This window comes from Mesorhizobium sp. 1B3 (assembly GCF_050958605.1).
Lineage (GTDB): Bacteria > Pseudomonadota > Alphaproteobacteria > Rhizobiales > Rhizobiaceae.
In genome coordinates this window covers 42,853-63,640 of sequence record NZ_JBJHDO010000019.1, presented here as the reverse complement: position 1 = coordinate 63,640, position 20,788 = coordinate 42,853, and the positions used below count along the sequence as shown (strand labels likewise).

The following is a 20,788-nucleotide window of genomic DNA, read 5'->3' as shown; positions in this document are numbered from 1 at the left end:
TTTCATATACGAAGAAATGTACGGAAACAATCCGAGCGTTTGTCAGGATGATTGCCTCGTACAGGGCCCGGACATTGACCTCACCGAAGACTGGCACAATTTCCTGCTTCGAAACGAGGCGTAGGAGAGGAGGCCGAGATGACGGATCAAGTGACCAAGCCGACGATCGCGCGCATATGGCGAGGCAGAACCCGGCGCGACGTCGCCGATGCCTATGAGCCATATCTCTACGAAGTCGGCATCAAGCCGCTGATCGAGAAGGCGCTCGGCGTCCAGAATTTTCGCGAAGACCGCGAAGGCGAAACCGAATTCGTGACTATTTCCTATTGGGAAAGCGTCGAGGCGATGGCGCGTTTTACCGGCGGCGATCCCACGCAAATCCATCACCTGCCGAGAGATCACGAGTTCCTCATCGCGCTGCCGGAAGCGGTGCAGGTTCTCCACATCCTGGCGAGCCACGGGCAAACAGGGTGATGGCCTGGTTGCAATCGCGCCGTGCTTGCCAGGCGATGGGGTAATTCGTACTCTTTCGAGAGTGGTGGGGCTTTAGAGCCGGTACCACGCCGGACCCGGCTTATGCGGCTTGGGATCACACATCCGCTCTTGGCGCTGTTCCGCGGCGACAGGGCGTTCCGATAGGCCAGGCCGGTTCCTTGGTCAGACGCTTGCTCGATGCCGGGCAGGCGAGCGAGGATCGGATGGATACGTTACCCAATCGCGACAACAAGGAAGCCTTCGCCGCACATGGGAGGACGACAGGCCGGCTTACCGGCCTCTCGCCCATGACGGGCGCGGAATACATCGAGCAACTGCGCGACGGCCGGGAAGTCTACATCTACGGCGAGCAGGTCAAGGATGTGACCACCCATCCTGCTTTTCGCAACACGGCGCGCATGGTGGCGCGCCTCTATGATGCGCTTCACGACGAAAAGCTCAGGGATAAGATCCTCCTGCCCACCGACACCGGCAATGGCGGCGCGACCCACGCCTATTTCAAGGCCCCGAAGAGCATGGAGGATCTCCTCCAGGGTCGCAGCGCGATAGCGGAATTGGCGAAGCTGACCTATGGCTGGCTCGGTCGGGCTCCCGACTACAAGGCTTCCTTCCTCGCCACCTTGGGGGCCAACGCCGATTTTTACGATCCGTATCAGGAAAACGCCCGCGCCTGGTATCGTTTCAGCCAGGAGCGTGTTCCCTTCATAAACCATGCGATCATTCATCCGCCGGTCGACCGCGACCGGCCGCCGAACGAGGTGGCCGATGTCTGCGCGCATGTCGAGAAAGAGACCGACGCCGGCATCATCGTCTCCGGCGCGAAGGTGGTGGCGACCGGTTCGGTGCTGACCAACTACACTTTCGTGGCCCATCACGGGCTGATACCGCTGCAGGACAAGGATTTTGCCGTCGTCTTCATGGTGCCGACCAACGCTCCGGGCGTGAAGTTCCTATGCCGGACATCCTACGAAATGACCTCGACTGTGATGGGCAGCCCGTTCGACTATCCGCTGTCGAGCCGGCTGGACGAAAACGACGCCGTCTTCATCATGGACAAGGTGCTGGTCCCCTGGGAAAACGTGTTCGTCTATGCCGATGTCGAGAAGGCCAACAACTTCTTCCCGCGGACCGGCTTCCTGCCTCGCTTCGTGGTGCATGGCTGCACGCGCCTTGCGGTCAAGCTCGATTTCATCGCCGGGCTCCTGCTCAAGGCCGTCGAGGCGGCAGGCACCAAGGACTATCGCGGCGTTCAGGCCAATGTCGGGGAGGTGATCGCCTGGCGCAACCTGTTCTGGGCACTGTCCGACGCGATGGTGCGCGATCCCAAGCCGTGGATCGGCGACTATATCCTGCCCAACATGGATGCGGGTAACGCCTATCAGATCATCGCCACGATCGCCTATTCGAAGATCAAGTACATCATCGAGCAGACCGTCGCCTCGGGGCTCATCTATCTCAACAGCCACGCGCTGGACTTCAAAAACCCCGAGATACGTCCCTATCTCGACCGCTACCTGCGCGGGTCGAACGGCTACAAGGCGGAAGACAGGGTGAAGCTGATGAAGCTTCTCTGGGACACGCTTTCGACCGAATTCGGCGGCCGCCACGAGCTCTACGAGATCAACTATGGCGGCTCGACGGAGGAGATCCGCCGCTATTGCCTGTTCGGGGCGCAGGCCTCCGGCAACGCTGACAAGTTCAAGGGCTTCGCGGAGCAGTGCATGGCGGAATACGATCTCGACGGCTGGCGCGTTCCCGACCTGACGGATCCCGGCGCATTGAGCTATCATGCCGGTCGGGATGGATAGGGCGCCTCACCATGGCGATGGCCGACGATTGCAGGAGCCTCCTCGTATAGACCCTCGTGAATTCCGGCGCGTGATGGGCCAATTCGTCACCGGGGTGACGGTCATCACGACGACCCATGGCGGCGAGATCCGCGGAATGACGGCGAACGCCTTCATGTCGGGCTCGCTCGATCCGCCGTTATGCGTCGTTTCGATTGCAAAACGGGCGCATATGCACGAACTGGCGAGCCAGGCCGGGCGCTTCGTCGTCAACATCCTGGCTCATGATCAGGGCGACCTGGCGATCCATTTCGCGGGCCGGCCTCGGGCCGGTGCCGCCATCGAACTGAGCTGGATCGACGGCCTGCCGGCGCTTCGTGACGCACTGGCTCATATCGGCGCTCGCATCGTGGCCGAACATGAGTGCGGGGACCACACGCTATTCGTTGGGCACCTTTTCCACATGGATGCGATCGGTCACGGGCGGCCGCTGATCTATCACCGGAGCCGTTTTGGCGACCTGCTCCATACCAAGCAGGACCAGGTGATTCCGGTGCCCGAGTTCTGGTGACCTAGCGGCCGGTGCCTCACTTCGGCGTCATCCGATGCCGGCCCATCGGAAGCATGATCGGCCTGCTCGAGGTCGGGTCGGTGATGACGCGGCTTTCAAGCCCGAAGACCTGCCGCACGTTCTCCTCCGTCAATACATCTTCCGGCTTGCCGGCGACGTGCAACCGTCCTCCCGCCATGGCGACAAGGAAGTCTGCGTAGCGCGCAGCAAGGTTGAGGTCGTGAAGCACCATGACGATGGTGGTTCCGCGCGTGTGGTTGAGATCGGTCAGGAGATCCAGCACTTCGACCTGATGGCTGATGTCGAGAAACGTCGTGGGCTCGTCCAGCAGCAGGATCTCGGTCTCCTGCGCCAGCGCCATCGCGATCCACACTCGTTGGCGTTGCCCGCCCGAGAGCTCTTCCACGAGCCTGTCTGCGAGCTCGGCGGTCTTGGTGGCCGCGAGCGCGGCGGCAACGGCTTCGTCGTCCTTACGTGTCCAGCGTGAGAACATGCCGTGATGAGGATGTCTTCCACGGCCGACAAGATCGGCAACCGTGATGCCTTCCGGCGCAATCGGCGATTGAGGGAGCAGCCCCAATCTCCGCGCCAGTTCCCGAGGTGGTGTCCGGTGGATGGACTTGCCGTCGAGAAGCACATGTCCGTGGCGAGGCCAGATAAGGCGCGACATGGTGCGCAAAAGCGTGGACTTGCCGGAGGCATTGGCGCCGACGATCGCGGTGATCCTTCCAGGCGGCACTGCAAGATCGAGCCCGTCGAGAATGACGGTGTCGCCATAGCCGGCCGAAAGCCGGCTCGCGACAAGGGTATGAGCGGTCAAAGCGAGGCTCCGGTCCGGTTGGCGCGCACGATCAGGAAAATCAGATAGGGGGCACCCAGAGCGCCGGTGACCACGCCCACGGGATAGCGGGTCGGCAACAGAAATTGCCCGCAATAATCGCTCACCAGCACAAGAAGCGCCCCGATCAGTGCAGAGGGGATCAGCAGAGATCCGTTGTTCCCCACGATACGCGCCGCAATGGGCCCCGAGAGGAACGCGACAAAGGCGATCGGCCCCGTTACAGCTGTCGCAAAAGCGATCAGACCGACCGCCGCGACAATCACCATGATGCGGGTCCGGGCGATCCCGACGCCCAAGGCTGCGGCAGTGTCGTCTCCCAGCCTCAGCGTCTCGAGGTTTCGCGCGTGGCTCACCAACAGGCTGCCGAACACCGCAAGTCCCAGCACGAGCGGCAGCGCCTGATGAAGTTGCGCGCCGTTGACGCTGCCCGACAGCCAGCGCATCGCCTCGTGGAGATTCCACGCAGGAGCGTTGGAAAGAATGTAGGCGATGGTACTCTGCATCATGGCCGAAATGCCGATGCCGACGAGGATAAGCCGTGTTCCGGCAACGCCGTTCCTGAAGGACAGGACATAGATGAGCAGCGCCACGCCCAGACCGGCAACCACGGCAAAAACCGAAACGGCTGGTCCGTTCATCCGGAGCACGACGATGGCAAATACGGCCGCCGCGCTTGCGCCCAGGTTGATGCCGATAATATCCGGGCTGGCAAGGGGGTTGCGCAGCATGATCTGGAAGGCCGCGCCGCCCAACCCGAAGCTCAGCCCGGCGAGAACGGAGAGTACGGCTCGTGGCAGCCGTAGCTGGCCCACGATAAAGCTTGCGCCCGAAACCTGCTCGCCGCGCAGCACGCTGACAACCTCTTCCAGCGGCGTGAAGGATTGGCCCAGCGACAGGCTCAGGACGAAGGTCGCCGCCAGGAGCGCCAGCAATATGGCTATCACGACACCACGCCAGCGCGCGCGGCGGCGTCGGCTGTCAACGATGAAATCGACGGTGGCAGCAAGCGTCGTCACAATTCACGGACCCGATGGCGTCTGACGACCCAGATGAAGAACGGCGCACCCACAAGGGCTGTTACGATGCCGACGTCAATTTCGGCCGGCCGGGCGACGATCCGCCCGACGATATCGGCCGCGACCAGGAGGCATGCGCCGCCCAATGCGGAAAACGGCAGCAGCCACCGATGGTCGACCCCGACCAGCAATCGGCACAGATGCGGAACGACCAATCCCAGAAAATTGATCGGCCCGCAAATTGCGGTGGTTGCCCCGCACAGCAAAATCGCCCCGAGCGAGGTGATGGCGCGGGCCACGGCTGCGTTCTCGCCGAGTCCGGCCGCCAGTTCGTCGCCCAGAGCCAGCGAGTTCAACTTCCGCGCGGATAGCAGGCTGATGACAAAGCCCGCTGCAAGGAATGGCAGCACGTGGGAAATGCCGGCGAAGGTGGCTCCGCCCACGCCGCCTATCTGCCAGGAATGGAAGCCGCCGGCGATATCGTTTCGAGGGAGAACCACTGCGATCACTAGCGAGGAAAACGCGACCGAGGTGGCTGTTCCGGCAAGCGCCAATTTGAGGGGGGGTGCTCCGCCCCGGCCCATTGAACCGACAACATAGACGAAGACCGCCGAACATCCGGCTCCCAGAATGGCAGTCCAGACATAGGCATAAATGGACGCGATGTTGAACCAGGCGACACCGATGACGACGGCAAGCGACGCACCCATGTTCACCCCCAGAATGCCCGGGTCGGCAAGCGGATTGCGTGTCACGCCCTGCATGATCGCACCGGCAAGTCCGAGGGCCGCCCCGGCGGCAAGGGCGAGCAATGTTCGTGGAATCCGTACGGAAACAGCGGCCTGACCGGCACTGTCGACCTGTCCGCCGAGCGTAGCGACGACATCGGCCCAGATGACGCCGCGCGTCCCGATGCCCACTGACAGGAGGCACAGCAGTCCAAGCGCGGCGATCACCAGAGCCAGCCACAGTCCCCGCATATGACCCGACCTGCCGGAACGGGACAGTCGATCGGATGGTTCGACCTGCTCGGCTGTCATTCGGCGTTTTTGGCGGCCTTGGCGAGCAAGGCCACGTAATCCTTCAACACCCACGGGATCGAAAGGGGTGTCGGGTTTGCGGCCGTGCCCAGAGGATCCCTGCCCAAGGTGACAACCGCATCATTCGCGACGGCAGGCATTCTGGACGTGAGCGGGTTGGCCGCCAGCGCGTCGAGCAGTTCCTGCGTGCCGTAGGTCACGACGATGTCCACATCATCGAACGCGTCGATCAGCTCTGCGCTGATGGAGCCGGAGAACCGGCCAGGAGTGGAAGCCTCAACGACGCTTTTCGGTGATTTCAGGCCGAGTTCCGCGAAGAACTTCACGCGGGAGTCGTGAGTGGTGTAGAAGTTGACCGTACTCAGATCGGTGGCATCGAGATGGGTGATGAACATCGCAGATTTTCCCCGAAGCTCGGGATACCCGGCAACCGCCCCGGCAATTTTCGCCTCGATGTCCGCAATCAGCGCCTCGCCCTCGGTGGCCATGCCCAGCCCCGCGCTGTTGAGGCGTATCATTTCGCGCCAGTCGGTGGCCCAGGCGGCTTCGGGGTAAGCTACGACCGGAGCGATCTGGCTCAGCGTGTCATAGTCCGCCTGGCTCAGGCCGGAATAGGAAGCCAGGATCACGTCGGGATCGGTGGCGGCGACCGCCTCGAAATCAATGCCGTCGCCCTCGTCGAACAGTATCGGCCTGCCGGCATCGAGTTCGGTCAGCTTTTCGGCCACCCAGGGCAACAGCCCGTCGCCATCGTCATCCCCGAAATTGGCTGCCGCAAAGCCGACAGGCACGACCCCCAGGGCGAGTGGCACTTCGTGGTTCGCCCAGGCAACCGTCGCAACCCGTAACGGCTTTTCGGTGATGGTCGTCGTGCCAAGCGCATGCTTGATGACGACGGGATAAGACGTGCTTTCCCCGGCCCATGCGCTGCCGAATGCAATGATCGACAGGCATGTCGCGGCCAGCGGCAAGGACGAACGGAAAAACCGCAACAAGGATGGGACTCCATATTTAAGTTGAGTTCCATTCTCAGCTTCAACGGACTACGTCAACGCCGGTCAAGCCCTCTCCGCGGAAGAGAGGTGAAGTTTCCGTAGGTTTCTACAAGACCGTAGGAATGTACAATACTGGATAAGATTGCTCAAGTTATGGCGCCGCCAGGTGACGTCAGGCATCGCCGCGGTCGTTCCGGCAGCCCGCGAGAGACGGACTTTTGCTGGCATGGCTGCTTCTCATGAGGGGCTGGGGCAGGTGTCCACAGCCGACCCCTCCGGCGGCAGAAATCAACTACTGGGACTTGAACATGGATATCGAAATGAGGGGCGGCAGCAAGAGAGGGTTCGTCACTCGCTACCGGAATGCAGCACTTCTGGGTACGGCGATTGTCGCTTTCACGCCGACTTGCTTGCTGGCCCAGCAGGCTGGAAACTCCGGTTCCGTCACCGTTCTCGATGAGATCACCGTCGAGGGAGAAAGCGGCGATGACGATGCGAAGTCGATCGTTGCGACCCGGACGACAAGCGGCAGCAGGATGCCGACCGACATCATGGATACGCCCTCGTCGGTATCCGTGATCACGGCAAGGGAAATCCAGGAGCGCGGCGCGCGGGATGTCGAGCAGGTGCTGCAATACACCGCGGGCGTGACCACGGACTTTTACGGTTCGGACGACCGGTTCGACTATTTCAAGATCCGCGGTTTCGACGCCCTCATGTATCGCGACGGCCTGACTTTGGGCCGGCCTTTCGGTGGGGTTCGGGAAGAAGTCTTTGCCTATGAGCGCGTCGAGGTGCTGAAGGGCGGCAATTCCACCATCTTCGGCGTTTCCGATCCGGGCGGCGCCGTCAACTTTGTTACCAAGCGGCCGAGAAGCGAACGGTTCGGCGAAGCCTATGTCACCGGAGGCTCGTTCAGGACGAAGGAAGTCGGCATCGATTTCGGTGACAATATCACCAGCGACGATACGCTGTCCTATCGTCTGACAGGCAAGCTCAGGGATGCCGACGATGAGTATGACTTCTCGCGAGACGACGAGCAGTTTCTCATGGGTGGCCTGACATGGCGTCCGAGCGACGCCACCAGCCTGACTGTCGTCTACGACTATCTCAACCGCGACGGCGTGCCCGGCAGCGGCGGGCATCCGGTGGGCTCGGATTTCGACAGAAGCCGCTTCTTCGGGGAGCCGGACTTCAACTATCGCGGCACGAACCGGAACACCGTCAGCGCCATGTTCGACCATGACTTCGGCTCCGGCCTGAGCTTCAGTTCGAACGCGCGCTACAGCGACACCAATACCGATTTCGGCTATGCCTACATCGCCGGGACGCCGACGGATGGCTCGACCATCGCCAAGCGGGATTTCTTCGCCAACGACTACGCGAACGAGAATTTCATCGTCGATGCGCGCCTGCAATACGACGCGAATTTCGAGAATGTCGACAGCCGCACGCTTGTCGGCGTGGAATACAACGATTTATCGTCCAGTACCGACACCTATTGGGGGCCTGCACCAAGTATCGACTGGATGAATCCGGTCTTTACCGGCGCGCCCGGCTCGCTTCCGCTCATCACCAGCACGCGAACCGACCAGAAGACCAGGGCGGTCTACCTCCAGCAGGAACTGACCTTCGCGGAAAAACTGATTGCGACGGTTGGGTTGCGCAATGACTGGCTCGACACCAGGCAGACAAACGAGCTGATGGGGAAGGCTGCCAAAGGCGACGACAGCGAATTCACGAGCCGCGTTGGACTGACGTACAGGCTGACCGACGAGTTCGCGACCTATGCGAGCTATGCCCAGTCCGTCGCTCCACCGACGGTGGGGCTCGAGCCGGAGCGAGGCGAACAGTACGAGATCGGCATAAAATATAGTCCTGCCGATTTCCCCGCCTTGTTCAGCGCCGCCGTCTATGACCTGACCAAGAAAAACGTAACAGTCAATGTGCTGGACCCATTCCCGCGCCAGGTTGCGATCGGCGAGGTTCGGGTCCGCGGTCTGGATATCGAGGCGAAAGCGGAACTGACGAACAATTTCAACCTGATCGCCGCATATTCATATCTCGACGCAGAGATCGTCGAGGACGGAACGACCGGCAACGAGGGCAATCGGCCGGCTATGGTTCCCGAGCATATGGCTTCGCTCTGGGTCAACTACGAGCTCGAAGGCGATGGACGCCGTGGGGACATGACATTCGGCCTCGGCGGCCGATACATGGGCTCCTACTATTTCACCGACGCGAATATGGTGAGTGCGGGCAGCAGCGTCGTCTTCGATGCCGCCTTGAGCTATGAGGTCGTGGAAAATACCACGCTCGAGGTCAACGCCACCAACATCTTCGACACGAAATACGTGGCCAATGGCGGCTTCGGGGCGGATTTCTACAATCCCGGTCGCGCAATTTACGCAACGCTGCGCCGCACCTGGTGACGAAGCTGCATCACGTCAGGCATTTCGGGTGGAGCCTCTCTGTGCTGCCGGGCGTTTCGGCTAACGGCTATGACATTCACACATATCGAGAGACGCCTCGGATGGTGAAGTATGTCGCGCTTGAAGAGCGGGCGATTGTGGGTACCGGGTTGGGCGCTTCGTTCTGTATCGCCGGGCGGCCGGCCGCAATCAAACGGAATGGATCCTCGGGTCACCTCGCCTCGCTTCGCTCGGCTCCGGCCCGAGGATGACGACTGCAATGAGGGCCGCGCCAATCGCCAACGTTGCCGGTTGGCGGATAACGTCCCCGCCTCGTCATCCTTGGGCCCGAGCCGAGTGAAGCGAGGCGAGGAGACCCGAGGATCCATTCCGTTACGTGTGGGCAACCCACCCAACGGTGCAGAAGATGCCCGGCAGGACAGGGGTGCCGCGCCGCTCTGGCCTGTTGTTTCTACGCAATTCCGGCCGCAAACCACTACGCAGCTTTTCTGCAATTGTCCTAGCGCATCCGGCGCATGCGACGCCATGTGGCTGGCGTTTCCCCGGCGACATGACGAAAGGCCTTCGTCAGATGTGCCTGGTCCGAAAAACCGAGCTGGGCAGCAACGCTTGCCACAGACAAGTCGCTGTCCAGCAACAGGTTTTGTGCAAGAGTGATACGTTTTTCGAGTTGCCACTGCAGTGGCGTCTTGCCCGTCGTCTGCTTGAATACGTGGGAGAACCAGCTTTCAGACAAGTCGACTGTCGCCGCCATCTCGGCAACGCTCAGGCGGCAATCGCTGCGGGCGCTGACGCGCGAGATCAGCTTGTTCATCTGCGCTTGAGTAAGCCTGCCATCGGCGTGTTCGCCGTCGTGCTCGGGAATATCGAGAAGGGCCGTCACGATCCCACCTGCAAGACTTTCCGCGTAGACGGCGTGTTTCGTGGGATTTGACACTTCGTCGACCAGCAAGCCGGCCAGCGTCTCGATCGCCGCGACGTCCTGGACTTCCACCGGGCGGCGCAGAGCCGTTCGTGCTACCGATGTTCCGACGGACGGTGACAGGATTCTCAGCAGCCTGTCCTTGTGCAGATGCAGGTCCAGATGCGAAAAGCTGTGGGAAGACGTGAAATTCGTCCACAAAGGCACTCCGGCGGGCACATAGATCGCGCGCGTCATCGGGCGATCTTGCCGTGATCCTCCGTCTCGGTTGGTCATCCGTATATGGGACGATACGTCGTTGAAAAAAATCACGATACGTGGATCCGGAGACAGGTAGTAAGCCTTGGCCCCGGCTAGGCCTTCCGCTTCCCAGAAGACGCTCATCATGCCGTCGAGACCGCGCCATTTGACCGGTGCGACCGCCCGAATGCCTTCCGTATGGCAGGTCATTGAATGCAAATAGCTCAAGGCCGGAAGCCGTCGGTGTTCGATGGGAAGGACAACGTATCCTTCTGAAGATGCACTGGGAGCAAGCATCTCATCGCGGCCTGTTTCTCCTTCATGATGTCAAAGGTGGACATACGATCACGATCACGCCTTGGGATTCTAAACATGACTATAATGATCATGTTTGTGCGTCGGAGCAACCCTGGCCCTCCAATTCTGCCAACCTGCGTTCCAGGAAACGTCGTTCCGGCTCCTGTTTCGCGAGCGAAAGTGCCTTCCTGTAGTCCGCCCGCGCATCTTCGGCTCGACCGAGGCGGCGGGCGAGGTCGGCGCGCGCCGAGTAGGCGAGGTGATAATCGGCGAGATCGCCGCGGCCGAGGATCTCGTCTATGAGGGCGAGACCTGCTTCCGGCCCGTCGCGCATGGCCACCGCCACGGCGTGGTTGAGCTCGACCACCGGAGAGGGCGCCGCCTGCACAAGCAGATCGTAGAGCGACACGATGCGGGACCAATCCGTCGCCTCCTCGCGGGGAGCGCGCATATGCGTCGCGGCGATCGCTGCCTGGATCGCGTAGGGACCGAAGCTCGTCGACGAAAGCGCGCGCTCGGCGAGGGCGAGCCCTTCGGCTATCTGATCGCGATCCCAGAGCGAGCGATCCTGGTCGGCGAAGAGAACCAACTCGCCGGAAGGCGAGCTGCGCGCGGCGCGGCGCGATTCATGAAGCAGCATCATAGCGAGCAGGCCGATGGCTTCGCCGTCCGGCAGCAGTTCGACCAGCAGACGCCCGAGGCGGAGCGCTTCTCCCGACAGATCGTGCCGCGTGAGGTTCTCCCCCGACGAAGCGGAATAGCCTTCGTTGAAGACGAGATAGATCACGTGCAGCACCGGCTCCAGCCGTGCCGGCAGTTCATCCCGTCCCGGCACTTCGTAAGGAATGCGGGCGTCCCGGATTTTCGCCTTGGCGCGGACGATGCGCTGGGCGAGCGTCGGCGGCGCGGTCAGGAAGGCGTGGGCGATTTCCTCCGTCGTCAGCCCGCACACCTCACGCAGCGTGAGCGCCACCTGACCGTCGAGCGGCAGCGCGGGATGGCAGCAGGTGAAGATGAGGCGCAGACGATCGTCTTCGATGTCCTGAGCCTCCGGCGTTTCCTGGTCCATATCCTGTTCGATGCGCCTGGCCATCTCGTCCCGCGACGCGTCGAAGCGGGCTCGCCGGCGGAGCCGGTCGATCGCCTTGAAGCGGCCGGCCGAAATCAGCCAACTCCGCGGATTGGCCGGCAGCCCGTCTGTCGGCCACTGGCGGGCAGCGGCCACGAAGGCGTCGTGCAGGGCCTCTTCCGCCATATCGAAATCGCCGAGGAGGCGGATCAAGGTGGCGAGCACCCGGCGCGACTCCACTCGATAGACGGTTTCGACGGCCGCGCGCATTGACCCATCGTCGCGTTCCATGCCGCTCAGCTCACAGGTCCATGATCGGACGTATCTCGATGCTGCCAAGCTTGGCCAGGGGAATGCCCGAGGCGGCCTGGATCGCTTCGTTGAGATCGCGGGCTTCGATCAGGATGAAGCCGCCGAGGATCTCCTTCGTTTCGGCGAAGGGCCCGTCGGTGGTGGACAGCTTGCCATTCCTGACACGCACGGTCGTCGCGGAGGAGACGGGCTGCAGGGCATGCGCCAGGATCAGCTGGCCGCGGCTGTCCAGTTCCTGGTCATAGGCCAGGGATTCGCGGGTGAGCGCTGCATCTTCGCTCGGCGAGAGAGCCGACAGAGCCTGCGGCTCGAAATAGACAAGGCAGAGATACTTCATTTCGTCCTCCTGTGGTCGACACGCATTGGTCGCTTTCGAGGGCATCATCTCGACACCTCGCCGAAAATTATTGGCGGATAGCGGCCCGGCTGTCGATCCGGGAGCGGTCCTTCGACCATTCCGCGGACCATCGACGGAGGCACCAATGGACCTGCTGATATTGGCGAGCAGGCTACTCGCGCGGAAATACACTCTTCCCGGCACGCGCCGCAGCGTGCTCTCGCTGGGGGCTGCGTTCGTAGTCATCCTGGTGCTTGTCGCGGGGCTCGACATCGCGGCCAGAAATTGAAAGTCGGAATCCCCGGCCGGGAATCACGACACGCTTTCGCGAGTTTCGGCAAAATCCCCTTGATCGTGTCCTGAAGCAGCGCAAGAACACGCCGTCTGGCGATTCCGGAGATGGGTGATCCGGTGGGCGGGAAAGGCGGCATGAACAGCGTTTTTGCGGAAACCAAACGCGTATCATGGTTTTCGCGCCTCAAGAATTCGGCGCTCGGTCTCCTGGTCGGGCTTATGCTGATTGCGGGCATGGTCTGGCTGCTGTCCTGGAATGAAGGCCGCACCATTCGCGAAGCGCGCTCGCTGGCCGAAGGTGCCGGTCTCGTCGTGTCCGTCGATTCCGCTTCGATCGATCCGCGCAACGAAGGTAGGCTCGTTCATGTCACGGGACCCGTGACAACGGAGGCTCCGCTCTTCGATCCGATTTTCGGCGTGAGGGCGGATGGCGTTCGGCTCGTGCGCCAGGTGGAGATGTACCAGTGGCAGGAGGAGGCTCTCTCCCAAACCGTGACCAAGGCAGGTGGCGGCGAGGAGACGACCACAACCTACAGCTACTCCAAGGGCTGGTCGGATACTCCGCAAGATTCCAGTCGCTTCCAAGTGGTGGCCGGCCATGAAAACCCGGCCATGGAAATTCGCGGCCAGCGTTTTCGGCAGAGCGAAGCCAAGCTCGGGGCCTTCGACCTGGATGACACGATCCTTGACCGGATCGGAGGCGAGCAGCCCGTGGCTCTGACAAGGGAGCAGCTTACAGCGATCGGCGTGGCTTCCGGCGGTAAGCTCGCCAGCCTCGCCGAAAACGGCGCATATATTGGCCTGAACCCGACGGCTCCGGAGATTGGCGACTATCGAATCTCCTACGCGGTTGTGCCACTCGGCGCGGTGAGCGTGGTGGCAGGACAGGCAGGCAGCAGGCTCGGGCCGTATCGGACGACGATCGGCAACGAGATCCTGCTGGTGGAAAATGGTGCCGTGACCGCTGATCAGATGTTCGCGGCAGCGGAGGCCGGGAACACCGTGCTGCAATGGGGCTTGCGCGCTGCCGCACTGCTTTTCCTGTTTGTCGGCTTTACCTTTGTCGTGGCGCCGCTGGGCGTCCTGGCTGACGTGTTGCCACCGCTCGGGGCCGCGGTCAGGCTGGGATCCGGCCTGGTTGCTTTCGTGCTGACGACCGTAGCCGGGGCGTTGACCATTGCGATCGTCTGGTTCTGGTATCGGCCATTGCTGGCGCTCGGCGTGCTGGCATCGGCGGCTGCGATCGCTGCGATCTTGATCCAGATCGGGCGGCTGCGTGCGAGGAAGTCCAGGCGAGTGCCTGGCAAGCCCTAGGGACGCTGTCTCCCATTCACCGAGGCGTGATTGGATCGCTGAAGAGCAGGCGCTAGCTTTTCCCGGAAGCCAAACAGGGAGGTACGCCATGATCCCGGTCACCCAGGCGATGATCGACGCCTATGACGAATACACCCATCTGACGCTCGACCGGCGCGGCTTTATGGAGAAGCTGACGAAGCTCGCCGGGTCCGGCGCCGCGGCCGCGGCCATCGTGCCGCTGCTGGCTGCAAATTCTGCGCGGGCCGCTGTTGTCGCGGAGGACGATGAGCGGGTGAAAGGGGAGGAGGTCTCCTATCCCGGTGGCGCGGGTGAGATGAAAGGCTATCTTGTCCGTCCGGCCGACGCGACCGGCAAGCTCCCCGGCGTCATCGTCATCCACGAGAATCGCGGGCTCAATCCGCATATCCGGGACGTCACGCGGCGCATTGCGCTGGAAGGATTCCTGGCCCTCGCGCCCGACTTCCTGGCGCCCTATGGAGGGACGCCGACGGACGAGGACAAGGCGCGCGACATGTTCTCGACGCTCGATCCGGCGCGCACCATCGCCGATGCCGTCGCTTCCGTTGCGTTCCTCAAATCGAACGAGGGCGGCAACGGGAAAGTGGGAGCAGTCGGCTTCTGCTGGGGCGGCGGCATGGTCAACATGCTTGCCGTCAATGATCCGGATCTCGACGCGGCTGTCGCCTATTACGGTGCGCAGCCGAAGGACGCGGCAGCCATCGCGAAGATCAAGGCGCCGCTCCTCCTTCACTATGCCGGCCGCGACGAGCGCATCAATGCCGGCATCGAGGCCTACAAGAAGGAACTGGACGTCGCAGGCAAGGAATATCAGGTCTTTGTCTATGAGGATGTCCAGCACGCCTTCAACAACGATACGTCCGAAGCGCGCTACAACAAGGAAGCCGCCGACCTGGCCTGGGGCCGCACCGTCGCTTTCCTGAAAGAGAAACTCGCCTGACGGGGCGCCGGACAGAACATGAGCCCTCCCATAACTCGGATATTCGAGCCGCAGGGCGGAATCCCGAACAGCGATCTGCCGCTTTTGCTTTGGAAAGGCCGGTTTCCCGTTGAGTGCCGTGAAGGGGAGGCGGCGTGCGCTCTCTACCGGAAGAACGGCTGGGCCGGCACATGGGTCTATACGGTCTATCCGTTCTGGCACTTCCACACGCGCGGCCATGAGGTGCTGGGTTGTATCGCCGGGCAAGCCCGGATCGGCTTCGGCGGCGATGGGGGCATGGTCGCGGATATCGGGATCGGGGATGTGGCGATCATCCCCGCCGGCGTCGGCCACCGCAAGCTGGAGGCTTCGACAGATTTCCTGATGGCCGGCGGCTATCCGCCGGGTCAGGAAGGCAACATCGTGAGACCCGGAGACGTCGACCATGGCACCGCCGTGGCAGAGATCCGCAGGGTTCCGTTGCCCGAGACGGATCCGATAACCGGTCGGGCCGACGGCGTCGTCGCGCTCTGGGGTGGTTAATACCACGGGCGTTGATTCTTGGCCGGTGGCGAGGTGCCCCTCACTGTCCTGCCGGACATCTCTCCCCGCGAATCAGCGGGGAGAGAGACGCCGGCCGCTTGGGTTTCGCCAGTCGCCAACGGTGGCGATTGGCAAAAACGGAGATGACAAGCGGTCTTCTCCCAGTCCAAACACCTTCACGGGGAGAAGTGGCCGGCAGGCCGAGGCTTGGCCCGCCGCCTGATCGACTTGGGTTATTCGCCGAGCCAGCTCTTCACCCGATCAGGGTGGTCGGCGATATATTTGTCGACGGCCTGTTCATAGGAGGTCTCCTGGGCGTCGAACATGGCCGCCTCCAGCTCGGGGATCGGCAGCTGGATACGCGACAGAAGCTCGGCAACCCGAGGATTGTCTTCCTTGAATCCCTTGCGGGCGAGAACATCGATATGCTCTGCTTCGCCGAGCGAACCCTTGGGGTCATCGATGTAGCGAAGCTTGTACTTGCCGAACATCCAGTGCGGGCTCCAAGCCGTGGCGACGAACCACTTCTCCGCCCGCATGTCGCGATCGACCGTGGTCAGCATGCCGGCCTCGCTTGAAATCTGAAGTTTGTAGTCCAAGCCGTAATCCTTGATCGCCTGCTCGGAGAGGCGGGTAAGGCCGGCACCGGGGTCGATACCCTGGACGGCACCGCCGAGCTTTTGCTTGACCTCGTCCTTCTTCAGATCCTCGATCGAACTGATCTCGCTTTCCGGAATGTATTGCGGCACGACCCAACCCAGTTTGGCGCCCTCATAGACGGTACCGAGCGTTTCCACCTTGGATTCGACGCGCTTGAAATAATCGGCATGGGTCTCCGGCAGCCACGCCATCATCATGGCGTCGAGGTCGCCCCGGCTTACGCCCTGGTAGAGCGGGGCGACGTCGGTCTGCACGAGCTCGACCTTTTGCCCGAGCTTATCCTGGATGAGCTTGGCGGCGAGCTTGGTGACGAACTCGGCATCGGACCAAGCGGCCCAGCCCAATTTCACGGGCTTGCCTTCCTGAGCGAGTGCCGCGGTGACCATGCCGCCGGCCACAAGTGCCGCGAGGCCAATGCGTGTCAGTTTTCTGAACATATCTTCTCCTTCTTGCTGAGCTTTTGCTGCCAAGTGGAGGCACTCGGCGGCGCACAACGGGGATTGAGCGCACCCTTGGGCGTCCGAACGGACGTCGGCGCTAAGCTGCGGCGGAACGACTGCCGTTGTCAGTCGCAACGTCTGCGGAGGCAGATGCCTGCGAACGTCCGCCGGCTTTGCGGTGGGCAAGGAAGTTCAGGAATCCCGAACTGCCCTTGCCGAAACTCTGCGTGATCCTGTCGAGCACGACGGCCAGAATGACGACGGCCAAACCGCCCTCGAAACCGGCGCCCACGTCGAGGCGCTGGATGCCGGTCAACACATGATTTCCAAGCCCGCCGGCGCCGATCATCGAGGCGACGACGACCATCGACAGCGACAGCATGATGGTCTGGTTCACGCCGGCCATGATGGAGGCCATGGCATTCGGCAGTTGTACCTTGAATAGAAGCTGTGAAGGCGTGCAGCCGAAGGCGAGGCCCGCCTCGACGAACTCGGAATGCACCTGGCGAATGCCGAGATTGGTCAGGCGCACCACCGGTGGCATCGCGAATATGACCGTGGCAATGGTGCCCGGTACCGCACCGAGGCCAAAGAACATCGCCGCGGGGATCAGATAGACAAAGGCCGGCATCGTCTGCATGAGGTCGAGCACCGGCCGAAACAGGCTTGCGGTTCTTTCGGAGCGCGCCATTGCGATACCCGCGGGGATGCCGAAGGCAACCGCGATGATCGTCGCCGACAGGACCAGGGAGAGCGTTTCCATGGTGCCTTGCCACAGGCCCATATGGTTGACTAGGGCAAGGGAGATCAGGGCGAAGACGCCGAACCTCCAGCCTACTCTCCATAGCGACAAAAGCGTCAGCAGGGCGATGCCGGCAACCGGCGGTATGCCCACCAGCAACCCCTGGATGCTGCCCGTTACAAGGCCGATCGCCGCAGCGATTGCATCCAGCGCCGGCGTGAAGTTGTCGAGGATGTAATTGACGGTGATCTCGGCGCCGTGGCCGAGACTGAAATCGAAATCCATGATTCTTCCCTTCGGTTCGGCTCAACCGGCGCGATCGAGCGTTTCCAGAAGTGACGACTTGCTTATGGAGCCCACATAGCGGCCCGTCTCATCCACGACGGGAACGGGCCAGCGGCTCTCAGCCACGCGACCCAGCACATTCGACACGGATTCGCCGGCAGGGATCGGGTCCACCTCCCGTAGGAAGGCGTTGCGATAAGGCTCCGAATCCTTGCTCTTGACCTTCTCGATCAGCGCATCCTGGCTGACCATGCCATGATATTTCCTGTCGCGACCGACAATGATGGCGACATTGCGCCCCGATTGCTCCATCTGCTCCAGCGCGGCGGCCACTGAAACGCCCTGCCGGTCGACGATCGTGAGCTGCGACTTGCGCGCTATGTCCCCGGCCTTGAAGACTTGCGAAACGTCGACGTTGCGGAAGAAGGAGCGCACATAGTCGTTTGCCGGCCTGGAGACGATCTCGTCGGGCGAGCCGACCTGCACGACCTTGCCATGCTGCATGATGCAGATACGGTCGCCGATGCGCATGGCCTCGTCGAGATCGTGGCTGACGAAAATGACCGTGCGGCTATGCTCGGCCTGGAGACGCATCAGTTCGTCCTGCATTTCGGTGCGGATGAGCGGATCGAGCGCGGAAAAGGCTTCGTCCATGAGCAGGATAGTCGGCTCGCTGGCAAGCGCCCGCGCCAGGCCGACGCGCTGTTTCATGCCGCCGGAAAGCTCGTCGGGTCTGCTCTGTGCATAGGATTTCAAGCCAACGGCATCGAGCGCGGCAAGCGCCTTCTCGGTGCGCTCGCCTTCGCCCACGCCGGCAACCTCCAATCCGAAGGCGGCGTTGTTGAGCACATTGCGGTTGGGCAGCAGCGCAAACGACTGAAACACCATGCTCATGTCGCGCCGGCGCAGCTCGATCAACTCGCGTTTGGACATTCTGGTGATGTCTCGGCCATTGATCTCGATGACACCCGAGGTGGGCTCGATCAGGCGATTGAGAAGGCGCAGGAGCGTCGACTTGCCGGAACCCGACAGCCCCATGATGACGAAGATCTCGCCATCCATGATCTCGAAGCTTGCATCGTCGACACCGATGGCACAACCGGTGGACGCATGGATTTCGGATTTGCTCTTGCCCATGCGCGCCATTTCCAGCGCGCGGCCGGGATCGTCTCCAAAAATCTTGTAGACGTTCTTCAGTCTAACCTTGGCGCCGGTCGAATCGGTTAAGGTTGTCTGGTTTGCTTTTTCTGGCATACAAAATAACGTGACCCGCCTCTACAGGCGGATAGTCTCTCCTTGATCTCATACGGATGACATTGCACCCTTGGCTCGATACGAGCCGGATTATCTGATTGCGGGGCCGCAATCGGAATGATAATCCGCAACTTGACTCGTTATATAAGGAAGTGGGGAGCGTGTGTCTACCCGTCTATCACGAGTGTACAACGCAAGGTTATATTCATCGACCTTCAAACGGCGGGCGTCCCTGGGCGGGTGCGTATCCGGGCGCCTTTGGCGGCGCGCCTTAAAAATCCTTCAAGAAAGCGGAACTAGAACGGTTTCGGTGCGGGCTTGTGGACCGCAACGCCAGCGGCCACGAGCGCGATGCCGATCACGTCGGTGAAGCCGGGTATCTGTCGAAGCACCACGATGCCTATCAACGTTGCGCTGAGCGGCAGGAGCGACAGCATCAGTGCGAAGCTCGCGCGCGGCAAGCGAGCCATGGCGATCTGGTCGCAGACATAGGGGATCACCGAGGAGCATATGCCGACGCCGATCGCCGCTCCGAGCAACTGCGGCGACGAAAAAGCGGCCATGGCCTCGGTGAAGCCGATAGGCAGAACGAAGATCAAGGCAATCGCCATGGCCGCCCCGAGATTGGCGATGCCGGTCGCAGCGCCCCGCCTGGCGAGGCGATGGCCGATAACCACGTAGCAGACGAAGAGCAGACCATTGAGCAGAGCCCAGAACAGGCCAATGGGGTCGCTCGACCAACGGATGTCGATGAGCAGGAACGTGCCCGCCATCGCCACGACGAGGGCCAGAAGATTGCGTCGGCTGCGCAGCCCGACAAGCGCCAGACCGATCGTGCCGACGAATTCGATCGCGGCAACCAGCGACAGCGGCAAACGCTCCAAGGCCAGGTAGAAGGAGCAGTTCATCAAGGCCAGGCACGCCCCGAAAGCGATCAGCAGCCAGCGTGTTCGGCCGTCGCTCTTCGCCATGATCTGCCAAGGCCGGGTGATCGGTGCGAAGGCCACGGCGGCGGTGGCAATGCGCAGCCATGCCACGCCGAGCACGCCGACAGAGGGAAAGAGCAGGACGGCGAAGGCGGGGCCGAGATAGTGAAAGACCGCGCTCACCGCAAACCATAGATGCGGTGGGGCCGATTGCGCGATCCGCGCAAATCCTGTGGCTGTAGCCTGCATGTGTCCTCCTGCGATTTTCAGTATCGCAGGCGGGATGGCCGGATGATATGATCGAAGGATAAGATGATGGCGCAATTTTGCAACCAACAGGGAGGCCAAAGGCATGAATCGCCTTCGAAACGAAGGTTCGGATCTCGACGCCGTCGACCTGAGAATCCTGCGTCTCCTCGCACAGGATGCTCGCACAAGCGTCGCCGAAATCGCGCGAGCCGTGCGGATGTCGGCTCCGAGCGTGTCCGAGCGGATCAGGCGTCTTCAGGAGAGCGGCACCATCGAGGGCTACACGATCTGCATCAATCCGGCCGCTCTTGGTCTGCCCCTGTCGGCCTGGCTGAGGATCAGGCCCGTGCCGGGGGAGCTGGCGCGCGTGACGGAAATCGTAAAGACAATTCCCGAGATCGTGAGCTGCGATCGGGTGACGGGCGAGGATTGCTTCATCGCCAAGGTCAATGTGCGGTCGGTCGCCGATCTCGAAAGGGTGATCGACCGCATCATCCCCTATGCGATGACAAACACGGCCATCGTCCAGTCTTCACCCGTCGCGCCGCGATTGCCGGATGTCGAGGCGTGACAGGTCCCCCTCTCCGTCTCGGCTTCGCCGAGCCACCTCTCCCCCGCTTCATGGGGAAGAGGAAAGGCGCCGAGCGTGCGGCCGGCGGTTCCTCTCCCTCACGATAGTGGGGGAGAGGTGGCTCGGCGAAGCCGAGACGGAGAGGGGGCCTACCAAGCAACGAGGAAGGACATTCCCGATGTGTGAGTGTTCTAGCCGAGGGCAGGGGTCTCGTGC

The 20,788-nt window shown here is 62.0% G+C and carries 20 protein-coding genes; 9 read left to right on the top strand and 11 right to left on the bottom strand.

Annotation, left to right across the window (positions count from 1 at the left end; translation table 11 throughout):
• Positions 1–138 precede the first annotated feature (138 nt).
• The 3 genes from ACCO56_RS31240 (at position 139) to ACCO56_RS31230 (ending at position 2,853) form a co-directional block, all read left to right on the top strand.
• On the top strand, positions 139–474 hold the full coding sequence (locus tag ACCO56_RS31240; protein ID WP_433644864.1) for an antibiotic biosynthesis monooxygenase family protein: 336 nt from the start codon (positions 139–141) through the stop codon (positions 472–474).
• Positions 475–653: 179 nt separating this feature from the next.
• The gene (locus ACCO56_RS31235; RefSeq protein ID WP_433644863.1) at positions 654–2,303 is read left to right on the top strand and encodes a 4-hydroxyphenylacetate 3-hydroxylase N-terminal domain-containing protein; all 1,650 of its coding nucleotides are present in this window, start codon (positions 654–656) and stop codon (positions 2,301–2,303) included.
• A 73-nt stretch (positions 2,304–2,376) separates the two neighbouring features.
• Positions 2,377–2,853, top strand: a complete 477-nt coding sequence (locus tag ACCO56_RS31230; protein ID WP_433644885.1) for a flavin reductase family protein — start codon at positions 2,377–2,379, stop codon at positions 2,851–2,853.
• A 16-nt stretch (positions 2,854–2,869) separates the two neighbouring features.
• Here the strand turns inward: ACCO56_RS31230 and ACCO56_RS31225 are convergent, their stop codons facing one another.
• The 4 genes from ACCO56_RS31225 to ACCO56_RS31210 are packed head-to-tail and all read right to left on the bottom strand — an operon-like array spanning position 2,870 to position 6,745.
• Entirely contained in the window at positions 2,870–3,673 is an 804-nt protein-coding gene (locus ACCO56_RS31225; protein ID WP_433644862.1) for an ABC transporter ATP-binding protein, read from the bottom strand.
• Positions 3,670–4,710 (bottom strand): FecCD family ABC transporter permease, encoded by a 1,041-nt coding sequence (locus ACCO56_RS31220; protein ID WP_433644861.1) that lies wholly within the window; start codon positions 4,708–4,710, stop codon positions 3,670–3,672. Before ACCO56_RS31220 ends, ACCO56_RS31225 begins: the two co-directional genes overlap by 4 nt.
• Positions 4,707–5,750 (bottom strand): FecCD family ABC transporter permease, encoded by a 1,044-nt coding sequence (locus ACCO56_RS31215; RefSeq protein WP_433644860.1) that lies wholly within the window; start codon positions 5,748–5,750, stop codon positions 4,707–4,709. The genes ACCO56_RS31220 and ACCO56_RS31215 overlap by 4 nt, the downstream gene beginning before the upstream one ends.
• On the bottom strand, positions 5,747–6,745 hold the full coding sequence (locus ACCO56_RS31210; RefSeq protein WP_433644859.1) for an iron-siderophore ABC transporter substrate-binding protein: 999 nt from the start codon (positions 6,743–6,745) through the stop codon (positions 5,747–5,749). The genes ACCO56_RS31215 and ACCO56_RS31210 overlap by 4 nt, the downstream gene beginning before the upstream one ends.
• A gap of 308 nt (positions 6,746–7,053) precedes the next feature.
• Here ACCO56_RS31210 and ACCO56_RS31205 point away from each other — a divergent pair, with 308 nt between their 5' ends.
• Entirely contained in the window at positions 7,054–9,177 is a 2,124-nt protein-coding gene (locus ACCO56_RS31205) for a TonB-dependent siderophore receptor (RefSeq protein WP_433644858.1), read from the top strand.
• A gap of 499 nt (positions 9,178–9,676) precedes the next feature.
• On the opposite strand, the gene ACCO56_RS31200 is transcribed toward ACCO56_RS31205, so the two are convergent.
• The 3 genes from ACCO56_RS31200 to ACCO56_RS31190 form a co-directional block, all read right to left on the bottom strand.
• A complete protein-coding gene (locus ACCO56_RS31200) occupies positions 9,677–10,567 on the bottom strand; it encodes a helix-turn-helix domain-containing protein (protein ID WP_433644857.1) in 891 nt (296 codons plus the stop codon).
• Between the two features lie 157 nt (positions 10,568–10,724).
• On the bottom strand, positions 10,725–11,975 hold the full coding sequence (locus tag ACCO56_RS31195) for an RNA polymerase sigma factor (protein ID WP_433644856.1): 1,251 nt from the start codon (positions 11,973–11,975) through the stop codon (positions 10,725–10,727).
• A 31-nt stretch (positions 11,976–12,006) separates the two neighbouring features.
• Entirely contained in the window at positions 12,007–12,354 is a 348-nt protein-coding gene (locus ACCO56_RS31190; RefSeq protein ID WP_433644855.1) for a YciI family protein, read from the bottom strand.
• 145 nt (positions 12,355–12,499) lie between these two features.
• On the opposite strand from ACCO56_RS31190, the gene ACCO56_RS31185 reads away from it, so the two are divergent.
• From ACCO56_RS31185 to ACCO56_RS31170, 4 genes are all read left to right on the top strand, one after another.
• Complete coding sequence (locus ACCO56_RS31185) at positions 12,500–12,643, top strand: hypothetical protein (RefSeq protein WP_433644854.1); 144 nt, start codon at positions 12,500–12,502, stop codon at positions 12,641–12,643.
• A 140-nt stretch (positions 12,644–12,783) separates the two neighbouring features.
• Positions 12,784–13,962, top strand: coding sequence for a TMEM43 family protein (locus ACCO56_RS31180; RefSeq protein ID WP_433644853.1), 1,179 nt, complete (start codon positions 12,784–12,786; stop codon positions 13,960–13,962).
• 88 nt (positions 13,963–14,050) lie between these two features.
• The gene (locus ACCO56_RS31175) at positions 14,051–14,923 is read left to right on the top strand and encodes a dienelactone hydrolase family protein (protein WP_433644852.1); all 873 of its coding nucleotides are present in this window, start codon (positions 14,051–14,053) and stop codon (positions 14,921–14,923) included.
• 18 nt (positions 14,924–14,941) lie between these two features.
• Positions 14,942–15,445: a hypothetical protein gene (locus tag ACCO56_RS31170; RefSeq protein ID WP_433644851.1), complete on the top strand. Its 504-nt coding sequence runs from the start codon at positions 14,942–14,944 to the stop codon at positions 15,443–15,445.
• A gap of 233 nt (positions 15,446–15,678) precedes the next feature.
• On the opposite strand, the gene ACCO56_RS31165 is transcribed toward ACCO56_RS31170, so the two are convergent.
• The 4 genes from ACCO56_RS31165 to ACCO56_RS31150 form a co-directional block, all read right to left on the bottom strand.
• A complete protein-coding gene (locus tag ACCO56_RS31165; protein ID WP_433644850.1) occupies positions 15,679–16,542 on the bottom strand; it encodes a glycine betaine ABC transporter substrate-binding protein in 864 nt (287 codons plus the stop codon).
• Positions 16,543–16,642: 100 nt separating this feature from the next.
• Positions 16,643–17,572: an ABC transporter permease gene (locus ACCO56_RS31160; protein WP_433644849.1), complete on the bottom strand. Its 930-nt coding sequence runs from the start codon at positions 17,570–17,572 to the stop codon at positions 16,643–16,645.
• A gap of 21 nt (positions 17,573–17,593) precedes the next feature.
• A complete protein-coding gene (proV, locus tag ACCO56_RS31155; protein WP_433644848.1) occupies positions 17,594–18,826 on the bottom strand; it encodes a glycine betaine/L-proline ABC transporter ATP-binding protein ProV in 1,233 nt (410 codons plus the stop codon).
• A gap of 296 nt (positions 18,827–19,122) precedes the next feature.
• The gene (locus tag ACCO56_RS31150) at positions 19,123–20,001 is read right to left on the bottom strand and encodes an EamA family transporter (RefSeq protein WP_433644847.1); all 879 of its coding nucleotides are present in this window, start codon (positions 19,999–20,001) and stop codon (positions 19,123–19,125) included.
• Positions 20,002–20,104: 103 nt separating this feature from the next.
• On the opposite strand from ACCO56_RS31150, the gene ACCO56_RS31145 reads away from it, so the two are divergent.
• Positions 20,105–20,572 (top strand): Lrp/AsnC family transcriptional regulator, encoded by a 468-nt coding sequence (locus ACCO56_RS31145; RefSeq protein WP_433644846.1) that lies wholly within the window; start codon positions 20,105–20,107, stop codon positions 20,570–20,572.
• The last annotated feature ends 216 nt before the right edge of the window (positions 20,573–20,788 follow it).

What these genes read in the sequence shown, in the direction of transcription:
- ACCO56_RS31175 (WP_433644852.1), top strand. Translation starts at nt 14,051, where the DNA reads ATGATCCCGGTCACCCAGGCGATGATCGACGCCTATGACGAATACACC.
- ACCO56_RS31240 (WP_433644864.1), top strand. Translation starts at nt 139, where the DNA reads ATGACGGATCAAGTGACCAAGCCGACGATCGCGCGCATATGGCGAGGC.
- ACCO56_RS31230 (WP_433644885.1), top strand. Translation starts at nt 2,377, where the DNA reads ATGGGCCAATTCGTCACCGGGGTGACGGTCATCACGACGACCCATGGC.
- ACCO56_RS31185 (WP_433644854.1), top strand. Translation starts at nt 12,500, where the DNA reads ATGGACCTGCTGATATTGGCGAGCAGGCTACTCGCGCGGAAATACACT.
- ACCO56_RS31205 (WP_433644858.1), top strand. Translation starts at nt 7,054, where the DNA reads ATGGATATCGAAATGAGGGGCGGCAGCAAGAGAGGGTTCGTCACTCGC.
- ACCO56_RS31180 (WP_433644853.1), top strand. Translation starts at nt 12,784, where the DNA reads ATGAACAGCGTTTTTGCGGAAACCAAACGCGTATCATGGTTTTCGCGC.
- ACCO56_RS31145 (WP_433644846.1), top strand. Translation starts at nt 20,105, where the DNA reads ATGAATCGCCTTCGAAACGAAGGTTCGGATCTCGACGCCGTCGACCTG.
- ACCO56_RS31170 (WP_433644851.1), top strand. Translation starts at nt 14,942, where the DNA reads ATGAGCCCTCCCATAACTCGGATATTCGAGCCGCAGGGCGGAATCCCG.
- ACCO56_RS31150 (WP_433644847.1), bottom strand. Translation starts at nt 20,001, where the DNA reads ATGCAGGCTACAGCCACAGGATTTGCGCGGATCGCGCAATCGGCCCCA.
- ACCO56_RS31195 (WP_433644856.1), bottom strand. Translation starts at nt 11,975, where the DNA reads ATGCGCGCGGCCGTCGAAACCGTCTATCGAGTGGAGTCGCGCCGGGTG.
- ACCO56_RS31165 (WP_433644850.1), bottom strand. Translation starts at nt 16,542, where the DNA reads ATGTTCAGAAAACTGACACGCATTGGCCTCGCGGCACTTGTGGCCGGC.
- ACCO56_RS31190 (WP_433644855.1), bottom strand. Translation starts at nt 12,354, where the DNA reads ATGAAGTATCTCTGCCTTGTCTATTTCGAGCCGCAGGCTCTGTCGGCT.
- ACCO56_RS31160 (WP_433644849.1), bottom strand. Translation starts at nt 17,572, where the DNA reads ATGGATTTCGATTTCAGTCTCGGCCACGGCGCCGAGATCACCGTCAAT.
- ACCO56_RS31215 (WP_433644860.1), bottom strand. Translation starts at nt 5,750, where the DNA reads ATGACAGCCGAGCAGGTCGAACCATCCGATCGACTGTCCCGTTCCGGC.
- proV (WP_433644848.1), bottom strand. Translation starts at nt 18,826, where the DNA reads ATGCCAGAAAAAGCAAACCAGACAACCTTAACCGATTCGACCGGCGCC.